This window comes from Methylobacterium sp. 092160098-2 (assembly GCF_028920805.1).
Classification (GTDB): Bacteria; Pseudomonadota; Alphaproteobacteria; order Rhizobiales; family Beijerinckiaceae; genus Methylobacterium; species Methylobacterium fujisawaense.
In genome coordinates this window covers 4524072-4537687 of sequence record NZ_JAQPZJ010000001.1, presented here as the reverse complement: position 1 = coordinate 4537687, position 13616 = coordinate 4524072, and the positions used below count along the sequence as shown (strand labels likewise).

The 13616-nt window shown below is 67.6% G+C and carries 12 protein-coding genes; all 12 read right to left on the bottom strand.

Going from position 1 to position 13616, the window contains the following annotated elements; translation table 11 throughout:
* Positions 1 to 10: 10 nt before the first annotated feature.
* Positions 11 to 1312 carry a lipoprotein-releasing ABC transporter permease subunit gene (locus PQI07_RS21390; RefSeq protein ID WP_043381918.1) on the bottom strand — a complete coding sequence of 434 codons (1302 nt, stop codon included), beginning with the start codon at positions 1310 to 1312 and terminating at the stop codon, positions 11 to 13.
* Between the two features lie 9 nt (positions 1313 to 1321).
* Positions 1322 to 2647, bottom strand: coding sequence for a proline--tRNA ligase (proS, locus tag PQI07_RS21385; protein WP_043381915.1), 1326 nt, complete (start codon positions 2645 to 2647; stop codon positions 1322 to 1324).
* 656 nt (positions 2648 to 3303) lie between these two features.
* Entirely contained in the window at positions 3304 to 3630 is a 327-nt protein-coding gene (locus PQI07_RS21380; RefSeq protein WP_053608499.1) for a DUF1467 family protein, read from the bottom strand.
* Between the two features lie 5 nt (positions 3631 to 3635).
* Positions 3636 to 4040: a methylmalonyl-CoA epimerase gene (gene mce, locus PQI07_RS21375; protein WP_043381911.1), complete on the bottom strand. Its 405-nt coding sequence runs from the start codon at positions 4038 to 4040 to the stop codon at positions 3636 to 3638.
* Positions 4041 to 4282: 242 nt separating this feature from the next.
* On the bottom strand, positions 4283 to 5956 hold the full coding sequence (locus PQI07_RS21370) for a ribonuclease J (protein WP_043354241.1): 1674 nt from the start codon (positions 5954 to 5956) through the stop codon (positions 4283 to 4285).
* A gap of 16 nt (positions 5957 to 5972) precedes the next feature.
* Entirely contained in the window at positions 5973 to 6776 is an 804-nt protein-coding gene (locus PQI07_RS21365; protein ID WP_043354228.1) for a biotin--[acetyl-CoA-carboxylase] ligase, read from the bottom strand.
* 7 nt (positions 6777 to 6783) lie between these two features.
* Positions 6784 to 8229: an NADH-quinone oxidoreductase subunit NuoN gene (nuoN, locus tag PQI07_RS21360; protein WP_043354226.1), complete on the bottom strand. Its 1446-nt coding sequence runs from the start codon at positions 8227 to 8229 to the stop codon at positions 6784 to 6786.
* A 10-nt stretch (positions 8230 to 8239) separates the two neighbouring features.
* Positions 8240 to 9760 carry an NADH-quinone oxidoreductase subunit M gene (locus PQI07_RS21355; RefSeq protein ID WP_043354224.1) on the bottom strand — a complete coding sequence of 507 codons (1521 nt, stop codon included), beginning with the start codon at positions 9758 to 9760 and terminating at the stop codon, positions 8240 to 8242.
* Position 9761: 1 nt separating this feature from the next.
* Complete coding sequence (gene nuoL, locus PQI07_RS21350) at positions 9762 to 11870, bottom strand: NADH-quinone oxidoreductase subunit L (protein ID WP_043381907.1); 2109 nt, start codon at positions 11868 to 11870, stop codon at positions 9762 to 9764.
* An 82-nt stretch (positions 11871 to 11952) separates the two neighbouring features.
* Positions 11953 to 12258 carry an NADH-quinone oxidoreductase subunit NuoK gene (nuoK, locus tag PQI07_RS21345; RefSeq protein WP_043351891.1) on the bottom strand — a complete coding sequence of 102 codons (306 nt, stop codon included), beginning with the start codon at positions 12256 to 12258 and terminating at the stop codon, positions 11953 to 11955.
* Between the two features lie 22 nt (positions 12259 to 12280).
* Positions 12281 to 12901 (bottom strand): NADH-quinone oxidoreductase subunit J, encoded by a 621-nt coding sequence (locus PQI07_RS21340; protein WP_043354219.1) that lies wholly within the window; start codon positions 12899 to 12901, stop codon positions 12281 to 12283.
* Positions 12902 to 13120: 219 nt separating this feature from the next.
* A complete protein-coding gene (gene nuoI / locus PQI07_RS21335; protein WP_043354217.1) occupies positions 13121 to 13609 on the bottom strand; it encodes an NADH-quinone oxidoreductase subunit NuoI in 489 nt (162 codons plus the stop codon).
* Positions 13610 to 13616 lie beyond the last annotated feature (7 nt).

Sequence of the window (13616 nt, the reverse complement as noted above, 5' to 3'; positions counted from 1 at the left end):
ATGCGGCCCGTCAGCCGTAGCGGAGGGCCTGCACCGGATCGAGCCGGGCGGCGCGCCAGGAGGGATACAGCGTCGCCGCGAGCGACAGCAGCAGGGACGTGATCACCACGGCGGTGATCTCCTTCGGATTCATCTGGGCCGGGATCTCGGCGAGAAATCGCACGGTCGGATCCCAGGCGCCGGGAAACAGCACGTGCTGGATCGGCTTGATGTTCAGGGTGATCAGGACGCCCAGCGCCAGCCCGCTCAGCGTTCCGACGACGCCGATCAGGGCGCCGTTGATGAGGAACACCCGCATGATCGTGCCGGGCGTCGCCCCCATGGTCCGCAGGATCGCGATGTCGCTCGACTTGTCGCGCACCAGCAGGATCAGGCCGGAGACGATGTTGAGCGTCGCCACCACGACGATCAGGCTGAGGATCAGGAACATCACGTTCCGCTCCACCTCCAGGGCCCCGAAGAAGGTCCGGTTGCGCTGGCGCCAGTCGGTGAGCAGGATCGGGCGCTCGGCCGCCATCTCCAGGGGCTCGCGCATGTCGCCGACATGATCGGGATCGTCGACATAGATCTCGATCATGCTGACGTCGCCGTCCCTGTTGAAGAACGCCTGCGCCTCGGCCAGGGGCATGAACACGAAGGTCTGGTCGAACTCGGTCATGCCGACCTCGAACACCGCCTTGACGGTGTAGCTCTTGGTCCGCGGCGCCGTTCCGAAGGGGGTCGACGAGCCCTTGGGCGTCACCAGCGTGATCGTATCTCCGGCCTGCAGGCCGAGGGTGTCGGCGAGCCGCCGGCCGATCAGCACGCCCGTGCCGTCGTCGAAGCCCTCCAGGGTGCCCCCGCGGATCGCCGAGGATACCGCCGCCAGGGCGTCGAGGTCGGCGGCCCGCACGCCGCGGATGATCACGCCGGAGCCGCCATATTGCGACGACGCGAAGGCCTGGCCCTCCACCAGCGGCACCGCGGCGCGCACGCCCGCGACCTTCGACAGGCGCTCCGACAGGTCGGTCCAATCGTTGAACGGCCGGTCGATCGGGGTGGCGAACAGGTGACCGTTGATGCCCACGATCTTCGAGAGCAGCTCCGCCCGGAAGCCGTTCATCACCGACAGGACGATGATCAGCGTGGCGACACCCAGCGCGATGCCCAGCACCGAGAAGAACGCCACCACCGAGACGCCGCCGCCCCGTCGGCGGGCGCGCAGGTAGCGGCCGGCGAGGATCCACTCGAACGGCGCGAACGGGGCAGTGGTGCCCGCACGGAACGACGCCGCGAAGGTCCTGACCCGGTCCAGCGCCGCTGATGCCGCCATCGGCACGCCTCAGACGCGCCGGATGCGTGCCAGCAGATCGACGATGGCGAGGCTCTCGCGCTCGCCCCCGGCACGCCGCTTCAGCTCGACCTTGCCCTCCGCCAAGCCCTTCGGCCCGACGATCACCTGCCAGGGCAGGCCGATCAGGTCCGCGGTGGCAAACTTGGCGCCGGGGCGCTCGTCGCGGTCGTCGTAGAGCACCGACAGGCCGGCGGTCTCGAGATCCGACTGGATCTGCGCGCAGGCGGCATCGGTGCCGGCATCGCCGACCTTCAGATTGATCAGGGCCACGTCGAACGGCGCGACCGAATCCGGCCAGATGATGCCGGCCTCGTCGTGGCTCGCCTCGATGATCGCCGCCACCAGCCGGCTCGGACCGATGCCGTAGGAGCCCATATGGACCGGCCGCTCGATCCCGTCCGGCCCGGCGACCTTGGCGCCCATCGGCTCGGAATACTTGGTGCCGAAATAGAAGATGTGCCCGACCTCGATGCCGCGTGCCGCGAGGCGGCTGTCCTCCGCAACCTCCGCAAAGGCCTCCGGCTCGTGCATCTCCTCGGTGGCCGCGTAGTGCGAGGTCCAGGCATCGACGATGCCCTGGAGGGCGGCGACGTCGTCGAAATCCACGGTCTCCGGCGGAATGTCGAAGTCGAGATAGGCCTTGTCGCAGAAGACCTCGCTCTCGCCGGTCTTGGCCAGGATGATGAATTCGTGGGACAGGTCGCCGCCGATGGGGCCGGTATCGGCGCGCATCGGGATCGCCTTGAGGCCGAGCCCGGCGAAGGTGCGCAGGTAGGCGACGAACATCCGGTTGTATGCGTGGCGGGCGCCGGCCTGGTCGAAATCGAACGAGTAGGCGTCCTTCATCAGGAACTCGCGGGAGCGCATCGTGCCGAAGCGCGGCCGCACCTCGTCGCGGAACTTCCACGAGATCTGGTAGAGGTTCTTGGGCAGGTCCTTGTACGAGCGCACGCTCGCCCGGAAGATCTCGGTGACCATCTCCTCGGCGGTGGGGCCGTAGAGCATCTCGCGCTCGTGCCGGTCCTTCAGGCGCAGCATCTCCTTGCCGTAGGCGTCGTAGCGGCCGGATTCCCGCCACAGCTCGGCGGATTGCACCGTCGGCATCAGGATCTCGATGGCGCCGGAACGGTCCTGCTCCCGCCGGATCACCGCGCAGACCCGCTCCAGCACCCGCAGGCCGAGCGGCAGCCACGCGTAGATGCCGGCCGACTCCTGACGCACCAGGCCGGCGCGCAGCATCAGCCGATGCGAGACGATCTCGGCTTCCTTGGGCGTCTCGCGCAAGGTCGGCATGAAATAGCGGGAGAGACGCATGTCGTCAGAGTCTTGGAAGAGGATCGGCCGGGAGGAGCCGCGGCGCGCCGGCACACAACACGCCGGAGACGCAAATTACAAGCACTGCGCGACCACGGCGGGGCGTAATCGAGGCGAACCGGAGGCGGCGGCCCGGCCGCGGTTGGGCCGCTGCCTAGGCGGAAAGCGGTATGCCCATTTGCCGGCAAGAAAGCGCAGATTTTTCTCGCAGACCCGGTGACAACACGAATTGTTGTTCCTATAAGCGTCCGGCGATGTTTGCGACGCCCGGAAGAGGTGGCGCAAGGTCCGAGTCTCGGGAGGAAAAGCGACCGCTCCGCAGCCAATGCGTGGGATATTCAAAGGTCGAGCCATTGAAGCTTGAAAGCAAGGCCTCGGGCCTTGCTTTTTTTATTCTTGGCGGCGGGCTGCGTTGCCCCGTCCACCGGGCGCTTGTCGAGGGACAGCGCTGAAGGCCGCCGGAGGCGATCCGTTCAGCACCGAGAGCCGGGCGTGTCCCGACCCTTCGACCCCGGGAGACAAATGGTCGCCGTCAGACCGCTGCGTGCGGCGGGCCTATCTCTCCGATGACGTCCCGCACGCATCGCCCGGAGACGTGAGCCCGGGCATGGGCCTGTCTTACGGCGAGCTCGGAGAAACCCCGGCCCTGAGCCGTCCTACAGCCCGGCCAGGGGGAACACCGCCAGGGCGATCAGGAAAGCGGCCCCTGCGACCAGCGTCGTCCAGATGGCCTTCTCGCGCAGCCGCGGCGCCGCCGGAGCGCCGGGATCCTGGCCCGGGACCACGTGGCTGGGCCGCGTCTCGGGCTGGTTGCGCAGGGGCAGGACCGCGAAGAGCAGCGTCCACCAGACCACGAAGTAAAGGGCGATCGCGCCGCCCACCGTCAGCTTGAACAGGCTCACCGCCGCGGCCACGAAGGCGGCGATCAGCACGGTGATCACCGCCAGGGTTACCGGCGTCGAGCGGGCCAGGCTGTGCATCATCCGGCTCACACCTGCTCCAGCTCGACCAGGGTTCCCAGGAAGTCCTTGGGGTGAAGGAACAGGACCGGCTTGCCGTGGGCTCCGATCCGCGGCTCGCCGGTGCCGAGGACCCGGGCGCCCTGGGCCTTGAGCTTGTCGCGGGCGGCCAGGATGTCGTCGACCTCGTAGCAGACGTGGTGGATGCCGCCGCCCGGGTTGCGGGCCACGAAGGCTTCGATCGGCGAGCCCTCCCCGAGGGGGGACATCAGCTCGATCTTGCTGTTCGGCAACTCGACGAACACGACCGTGACACCGTGCTCCGGCTGCGGGAGCGGCGGGGTGATCGTGGCGCCGAGCGTGTCGCGATAGACCGCGCAGGCGGCGTCGAGATCCTGTACGGCGATGGCCACGTGATTGAGACGGCCGATCATGTTGCTTCCTCCCCGTTCGCGTGCCGATCGGCAGGCCGCTGCTTCCAGGCGCACCCTCATCCTCGGGGCCTGCGCGGGCCGCCGCGAAGGCGCCCGCCAAGGAACGCCCAGAGAAAGGCCCCGAGGATCGCGCCAAGGATCGCGCGTCCCGCTGGAGGGCGCCCCTGAGACCCCCTGTGCAGGGGTCTCAGGATGAGGGTCTGGACCGGACCTGCCGTGGTCCGTTCGTCTGTTGTCGTAACTTAAACTTCGACCACCTGCACGTGGCAGGCGGGCTTCTTGCCCCAGACCTCGTTGACCGCGGTGCGCACCGCCCGGTCGACCGTCTTCTCGACGCTCTCCGAGTCCTTCAGCTTGCCCCGCGACATCCCCGACAGGGTGCGGGAGACCGCATCCACGACCGTTTCGATCAACGGCTCGCCGGACCGGCCGCGGTTCGGCAGGCCGATGATGTCCACCGCCGGCTCGCCGAGAACCACGCCGTCCTCGTCGATGGCGATCGCCACCGAGACCAGGCCGGCCTGCATGAGCTTGCGCCGTTCCGGGATCGCCCGGTCCTTCTCGTCGATCAGGACGTCGCCGTCCTTGAACAGCCGGCCGGCCTTCACGTGGTCGACCACCGCCGGCGTGCCGGGGCTCAGGCGGATCAGGCTGCCGTTGCGGGCCTTGACCACGTTCTGCACGCCCTGCGCCCTGGCGAAGCGGGCATGCTCGTCGAGGTGCAGGGCCTCGCCGTGGACCGGGATCGCCGTGCCGGGACGGGTCCACTTGTACATCTCGACCATCTCGTCCCGGCGCGGGTGGCCGGAGACGTGGACGAGGTCGGTGCGGTCGGTGATCACCTCGACGCCCTGCTCGATCAGGTCGTTGATGATCGATCCGACATCGCGCTCGTTGCCGGGAATGGCGCGCGAGGAGAAGATCACCTGATCACCGGCGGTGAGGCTGATATCCGGATGGTCCCGGCGGGAGACCCGGGCCAACGCCGCCCGCGGCTCGCCCTGCGATCCGGTGAGCAGGGCCACGACCCGCTCCCGCGGCAGGCTCTTCCAGGAATCGGCGCGGCGGAATTCCGGCAGGCCGTCGAGGTAGCCACATTCGCGGGCCACATCGATCACCCGGTCCATGGCGCGGCCGACTGCGATGACCTCGCGGCCGCAGGCGACGGCGGCTTCGGCGACCGCGCGGATGCGGGCGACGTTCGACGCGAAGGTGGTCACCGCGACCCGGTGGGGGGCGTCCGCGATCAGCGTCTTGAGGGTCTCGGCCACGGTCTTCTCGCTGGGCGAGAAGCCCTCGCGCACGACGTTGGTCGAGTCGCAGACGATGGCGAGGATACCCTCGTCGCCGAGCGCCGTGAACGCCTCCGGCGAGGTGACCGAGCCGGCCACCGGGGTCGGGTCGATCTTCCAGTCGCCGGTGTGGAGCACGAGGCCCGCGGCGGTGCGGATCGCGATGGCGTTCGATTCCGGGATCGAGTGCGAGACCGGCACATACTCGAGCTCGAACGGTCCGACGGTCACACGCCGGCCGGGCTTGACCTCACGCAGCTCGACCTTCGGGGCGCCGGGCTCGGAGAGGCGCCGGGTCTCCAGCAGGTTCTTGGCGAAACGGGTCGCGTAGACCGGGACCTTGAGCCGGGGCCACAGCTCCGAGATCGCCCCGATATGGTCCTCGTGCGCGTGGGTGATGAAGATCCCCAGCAGGTCCTTGCGCCGCTCCTCGATGAAGGAGAGGTCGGGGAACATCAGGTCCACTCCCGGCATCTGCTCCTCGCCGGCGAAGCCCATGCCGCAATCGACCATGATCCATTTCCGGCCCTTCTCCGGGCCGAACCCGTAGAGCGCCGCATTCATTCCGATCTCGCCCACGCCGCCGAGCGGCAGGAAGACCAGCTCCTCCTGTCCCATTGCCATCTGTCGTCGTCCAAACTCAGGCCGCCGTCGCGGCCGTTCCGAAATGCACCTCGCCCGCCGTCACGGTATGCCGATTCCCATCGGGGGCGAGGATCACGAGCCGCCCCCCCTCGTCGATCGTCTCGAACACGCCCCGCAGGATGTGCCCGCCGCTGCGCACCGCGATCTCGGTTCCGAGACCCGCGGCCCGCGCGAGCCAAGCCGCGCGCAGGTCAGCGAAATTCCGTCCCCGGTCCCAGGCGCGCGCCTGCGCGGCCATCCGGTCCGAGAGATGTTCCAGTAGCGCCTCGGCGCCCCCGGCGTAACCCGCCGCCGCCAAGCTCATTGCGGCGAGCCCGTCCGGGGCCGCCGCGACGTTGACGCCGAAGCCGATCACCGCGGCGCGCCGGCCGCCCGGCAGCGTCTCGGCCTCCAGAAGCAGGCCGGCGAGCTTGGCGCCGCCGAGCAGGACGTCGTTCGGCCACTTGAGCTGCAGAGATCGGGCGGCGCTGCCGGATCCGGTATCCGGCAGGGTGCCGCAGGTCGCCTCCAGCGCCTCGATCAGCGCGAGGCCGGCCACGAAGCCGAGTTCGGCGAGGTGGTCTGGCGCTACCCCGGCGATGGGCCACAGCACGCTCGCCGCGAGGTTGCCCGGCAGCGAGGCCCAGCTGTTGCCGCGCCGGCCGCGGCCCGCCTCCTGACGGTGGGTCACCACCCAGAGGGGGCCGGTCTCGCCCGCGCGCGCCTGAGCCATCGCCTCCGTGTTGGTGGAGCCGAGGGTCTCGTGGACATGCAGGCGATGGCCCTCGGCGCGCGCCGCGGACCCCAGTCGGTAGGGCAAGGCTGTCCTAGAACAGAGACCGGGCGGCCCGGCCTGCGGCGCCGACCAGCGGCCCGGGCAGGAGGAAGAACAGCACCACCACGACGCTCGAGAGGGCGAGCACCACGCGCAGGCCCGGCGCCATCGTCTCGTAGGGCTCCCGGGGCTCGTCGAAATACATGATCTTGACCAGCCGCAGGTAGTAGTAGGCGCCGACGACGCTGGTGACGACGCCGATCACCGCCAGAGTGACCAGGCCCGCCTTGATCGCGGCGGCGAAGACGTAGAACTTCGCGAAGAACCCGGCCAGCGGCGGGATGCCGGCCAGCGAGAACATCATCGCGGCGAGGCAGAAGGCCAGCCACGGATGCGTCCGCGACAGACCCGACAGGTCGTCGATCTTCTCGAACATCACCTCCCGGCGCCGGAGCGACAGGATGATCGCGAAGGTGCCGAGGGTCATCGCGAGGTAGATGATCATGTAGATGACGAGCCCGCTGATCCCCTCCTCCGAGCCGGAGGCGAGCCCGATCAGCGCGTAGCCGATATTGGCGATCGACGAGTAGGCCATCAGGCGCTTGATCGACGTCTGGCCGATGGCCGCGAAGGAGCCGAGCGCCATCGACGCGATCGAGACGAAGATGAAGATCTGCTGCCAGATCGCCGTCACGTCCGGCATGGCGCCGATGAACACCCGCACGGTCATCGCCACGGCGGCCATCTTGGGCGCCGAGGCGAAGAAGGCCGTCACCGGGGTCGGCGAGCCCTCGTAGACGTCGGGCGTCCACATGTGGAACGGCACGGCCGCCAGCTTGAAGCACACGCCGGCCGCCAGGAACACGATACCCAGCACGATGCCGAAGCCGGCATTCTCGGTGAGCGCCGAGACGATGCCGGGGAACGAGACGGTGCCGGTGAAGCCGTAGACCAGCGAGGCGCCGTAGAGCAGCATGCCGGAGGAGAGCGCGCCGAGCACGAAGTACTTGAGGCCGGCCTCGGTGGACTTGACGTCGTCCCGGTGGAAGGCGGCGATAACGTAGGCGGCGAGCGACTGAAGCTCGAGGCCGAGATACAGCGCGATCAGGTCGTTGGCCGAGACCATCACCATCATGCCGATGGTGCAGAGCACGATCAGCACGGGGAACTCGAACCGGTCGATGCGCTCGCGCTTGAAGAAGTCGTGCGCCAGCAGGATCGTCGCCGAGGAGCCGAGTAGCACCAGGGACTTCATCACCTTGGAGAAGGCATCCGACACGAACGCGCCCGACAGGGTGGTCACCCGACCTTGGGCCGGCTGGGAGATCACCACCGACAGGGCGACGAGGAGCAGGACCAGGGCGCCGATGCTCACGGTCTCGGCGGAGCGTTCGCCGCGCCAGGCGCCGTAGAGGATCAGGACCATGACGCCGACGCCGAGGATCAACTCGGGCAGGAGCGGCGCCAGGGAGGGCAGGACGGAGTGGACGGTGGTCATGGTGTCCGCCTCAGCGCGGGATCGGCAGCGCCGCGGCGGCCGTCTGGGTGTTCGAGAGGGCGGCCTTCATGCTCGCCATCAGCGCATCCGTGGAGGGCGCGAACACGTCGAGCACGGGAGCCGGGTGCACCCCATAGTAGATCGTCAGCACCACCAGCGGCGCCAGGATGATCTTTTCGCGGGTATCCAGATCCAGGATGCCCTGGAGGTTGGGCTTCTCCAGCTTGCCATAGACCACCCGGGCGTAGAGCCACAGGGCATAGGCCGCCGACAGGATGATGCCGAAGGTCGAGAAGAAGGCCACATTCGGGTTCGCCTTGAAGGCGCCGAGCATCGCCAGGAACTCGCCCACGAAGCCGGAGGTGCCGGGCAGGCCGACATTGGCCATGGTGAAGATCAGCATGGCCACCGCGTAGAGCGGCATCCGCTTCACGAGGCCGCCATAGGCGGCGATCTCACGGGTGTGCATCCGGTCGTAGACCACACCGACGCAGAGGAAGAGCGCCCCCGACACGATGCCGTGCGAGATCATCAGGAACAGCGCGCCCTGGATGCCCTGCTCGTTCAGGGTGAACAGGCCGAGCGTCACGAAGCCCATATGGGCCACCGACGAGTAGGCGATCAGCTTCTTGATGTCGGTCTGCATCATCGCGGTGAGCGACGTGAAGATGATCGCGATCACCGACAGGGCGAAGACGAAGGGCGCGAAGTCGTGGCTCGCCACCGGCAGCATCGGGAGGGAGATCCGGATGAAGCCGTAGCCGCCCATCTTCAGGAGGATGCCGGCCAGGATCACCGAGCCGGCCGTGGGCGCCTCCACGTGGGCGTCGGGCAGCCAGGTATGGACCGGCCACATCGGCATCTTCACCGCGAAGGAGGCGAAGAAGGCGAGCCACAGCCATGTCTGCATCTGCACCGGGAAGCGGTACTGCAGCAGGGTCGGGATGTCGGTGGTGCCGGCCTGCCAGTACATCGCCATCACGGCCAGCAGCATCAGCACCGAGCCGAGCAGGGTGTAGAGGAAGAACTTGAAGCTCGCGTAGATCCGGCGCGCGCCGCCCCAGATGCCGATGATCAGGAACATCGGGATCAGGCCGGCTTCGAAGAACAGGTAGAACAGCAGCAGGTCGAGCGAGGCGAACACGCCAATCATCGTCGTCTCGAGGACGAGGAAGGCGACGAAGTACTCCTTCACCCGGAAGTGGATCGAGTGCCACGACGCGCCGATGCAGAACGGCATCAGGAAGGTGGTCAGCAGGATCAGCGGCATCGAGAAGCCGTCGACGCCGAGCTTGAACCGGATCGTCTCGGTGAGCCACGCGTGGCTCTCCACCAGCTGGAAGCTCGACGAGGCGGCGTCGTAGCGGTTCCAGGCCACCAGGGAGAGCAGGAAGGTGACGATTGTCGTCGCGAGGGCGGCCCAGCGGCTGTTGCGCGCGACCGATTCCTCGTCGCCGTTCAGCGTCAGGATGAAGGCCGCGCCGCAGAGCGGGACGATCAGCAGGCCGGAGAGGATGCCGAGGCCGAGCATGTCAGTGAGCCCCCTTGGGCAGGCCGGACATCAGGTACCAGCTGATCAGGCCGGCGACGCCGATGAGCATCACGAAGGCGTAGTGGTAGACGTAGCCGGTCTGGAGCCGGACCACGCCGCGGGTCACGTCCACGACGCGCGCCGCGATGCCGTTCGGCCCGAGGCCGTCGATGATCCGACCGTCGCCCTGCTTCCAGAGGAACAGGCCGAAATCCTTGGCCGGGCGGACGAAGATCCGGTCGTAGATCTCGTCGAAGTACCACTTGTTGAGCAGGAACCGGTACAGCGACGGCTGCTGCGCGGCGAGCTCGCCGGGCAGCTCCGGCCGGCGGATGTACATCCAGTAGGCCAGGACGAAGCCGAGGATCAGCATGATCAACGGGGAGTAAGAGACCAGCGCCGGGACCTCGTGGATCTCGTGCATGATGTGGTTGTTCGGCCCGTGCGCCAGGGCGTGGCCCCAGAACGCGTCCATCCCCTCGCCGATGAAGCGGTCGTGGAAGATGATCCCGGCGAACAGCGCGCCGAAGGCGAGGATCGCCAGCGGGATCGTCATCACCAGCGGGCTCTCGTGGGGGGTGTGGTCACCGTGGTGGCCGTGCCCGTGATGGTCGTCGGCGACGAGGTCGCTCCTGTGGGCCGGCTCGATGTCGTGGCCGTGATCGTCGTGGGCCGCGCCCTCGGTGTGACCGGGCAGGCCGTCGGCCTCGTGCGCCAGGGTGGAATGCGCCACCGCGGGAGCGTCGTGATGGTCGTGCGCGGCATGCGCACCCCAGCGGGCCGGTCCCTCGAAGGTCATGAAGAACAGGCGCCAGGAGTAGAACGAGGTGAAGAACGCCGCCACCACGACGCACAGGAAGGCGAGCGTGTGGCCCGGCCGGGTCGAGGCGTAGGCGGCCTCGATGATCGCGTCCTTCGAGTAATAGCCGGCCGTGTAGGGGAAGCCGATCAGCGCGAGGGAGCCGATCGCCATCATGGCGCTGGTATAGGGAATGTAACGGCGCAGGCCGCCCATGTTCCGCATGTCCTGCTCGTGGTGCATCGCGTGGATGACCGAGCCGGCCCCGAGGAACAGCAGCGCCTTGAAGAAGGCGTGGGTGAACAGGTGGAACACGCCGGCCGAATAGGCGCCGACGCCGAGCGCCACGAACATGTAGCCGAGCTGCGAGCAGGTCGAGTAGGCGATCACCCGCTTGATGTCGTTCTGCACGAGGCCGATCGTCGCCGCGAAGAACGCCGTGATGCCGCCGATCACCGTCACGACGATGAGCGCGTTCGGCGCTTCCTCGAAGAGCGGCGACAGGCGGGCGACCATGAAGACGCCGGCGGTGACCATGGTGGCGGCATGGATCAGCGCCGAGACCGGGGTCGGGCCCTCCATGGCGTCGGGCAGCCACGTGTGGAGCAGGAACTGCGCCGACTTGCCCATGGCGCCCATGAACAGGAGCAGGCAGGCGAGCGTCAGGGCGTTCCAGTCGTAGCCGAGGAAGTGGAAGGAGAGCGTCTTGATCGCGTCGACCTTGTCGAAGATCGCGTCGAACGCCACCGAGCCGGTGAGGACGAAGGTCAGGAAGATGCCCAGCGAGAAGCCGAAATCGCCGACTCGGTTGACGATGAACGCCTTCATGGCGGCGGCGTTGGCCGAGGGCTTCTCGTACCAGAAGCCGATCAGCAGGTAGGAGGCGAGGCCCACGCCCTCCCAGCCGAAGAACATCTGCACGAGGTTGTCGGCCGTCACCAGCATCAGCATGGCGAAGGTGAACAGCGACAGGTAGGCGAAGAAGCGCGGCCGGTGCGGATCCTCCTCCATGTAGCCCACGGAGTAGAGGTGCACGAGGGTCGAGACGGTGGTGACCACCACCAGCATCACCCGCGTCAGGGTGTCGACCTTGAAGGCCCAGTCGACCTGGAGGTCGCCGGCCGCGAACCAGGATGCGACCTGTACGCGCTCGGCCGGACCGCCGTCGATGAACACGCCCCAGGCGATCAGCGCCGTGAAGGCGAGGAAGGACGTGGTGATGTACTCACAGGCCCGCGCCCCGATGTACCGGCCGAACAGGCCGGCGATCAGGAAGCCGATGAGCGGGAAGAAGACGATCGCGTGATACATCGCTCTCTTGCAGTCCGTCCTCCGGGCCGACCGCGGGGCGGCGGCGTCCGGATGTCACTCGGGGCGCGCGAAGAAGAAGGCCCTAGCCCTTCATCATGCTGACGTCTTCCACCGCGATCGACCCGCGGTTGCGGAAGAACACCACGAGGATGGCGAGGCCGATCGCCGATTCGGCGGCCGCCACGGTCAGCACGAACAGGGCGAAGACCTGTCCGGTGATGTCGTTGAGCTGCGTCGAGAAGGCGACGAGGTTGATGTTGACCGAGAGCAGGATCAGCTCGATCGACATCAGGATGACGATGATGTTCTTGCGGTTGATGAAGATGCCGAGCACGCCGAGCGTGAACAGGATCGCCGCGACGGTGAGGTAGTGGCTCAGGCCGATCATCGTTCGAAACCTCCGGCGGACATCAGACCTCGACACCCTGGCGCGACGGGACCTTGCGGGTCTCCACCGCCATGGCCTGGGTGCGGGCGTTCTGGACCGCGATGTCCTGGCGCTTCACGCCCGGCCGGTCGCGGAGCGTCAGCACGATGGCGCCGATCATCGCCACCAGCAGGATCAGGCCGGCGAGCTGAAAGAAGTAGGCGTAGTCGGTGTACAGCACCCGGCCGAGCGCCTGGGCGTTGGTGAGGTTCTCGGCCGACGCGACGTTGCCGAGGGGCGCCTGGACGAGGCCCGGATCGATGCTCCAGGAGCCCACCACCAGCAACAGCTCCACGAGGAAGATCGCCCCGATCAGGCCGCCGATCGGCAGGTATTGCTGGAAGCCCTGGCGCAGCTCGGCGAAATCGACGTCGAGCATCATCACCACGAACAGGAACAGCACCGCCACCGCGCCCACGTAGACGACCACGAGGATCATCGCGAGGAACTCGGCGCCCATCAGGACGAACAGCCCGGCGGCGTTCACGAAGGCGAGGATCAGGAACAGCACCGAGGCTACGGGATTGCGCGAGGCGATCACCATGAAGCCCGACGCGACCGTGACGCTCGCGAACAGGTAGAAGAAGGCGGCTGCTGCGGTCATGCGCTGATCGGGATCGGCCGCCGGAGCGGCCCCTTCTGCCGTGCGTTGAAACGGTCCGCAGCGGGCGGCCCGTCTATAGAACCCGGTCGGCGGGGGCACAACAGCGCCTCCGTCATGTCTCGCGCATCGTCATGGACAACGGGACCGGGACGATGCGCCATCCCCTTGCAACGCGCCGCCTTCTTCCGAAAGCAGGTGGCCGCCTTTCGGGACGATGCGTCAGCGATACGGTGCGTCCATCGCGATGTTGCGGGCGATCTCGCGTTCCCAGCGGTCACCGTTCAGCAGGAGCTTCTGCTTGTCGTAGAGAAGTTCCTCACGGGTCTCGACCGAGAATTCGAAATTCGGCCCCTCGACGATCGCATCCACCGGGCAGGCCTCCTGGCACATGCCGCAATAGATGCACTTCACCATGTCGATGTCGTAGCGCGTCGTGCGGCGGGTGCCGTCATTCCGGCGGGGGCCCGCCTCGATGGTGATGGCCTGCGCCGGGCAGATCGCCTCGCAGAGCTTGCAGGCGATGCAGCGCTCCTCGCCGTTGGGATAGCGGCGTAGGGCATGCTCACCCCGGAAGCGCGGGCCGCGATGGCCCATCTCGAAGGGGTAGTTGATCGTGGCCTTCGGCTTGAAGAAGTAGCGCATGCCGAGGACCATCCCCGACACGAACTCTTTCAGCAGAAGGCTCTTGGCGACCTGATCGAGCTTCATGCCCGGA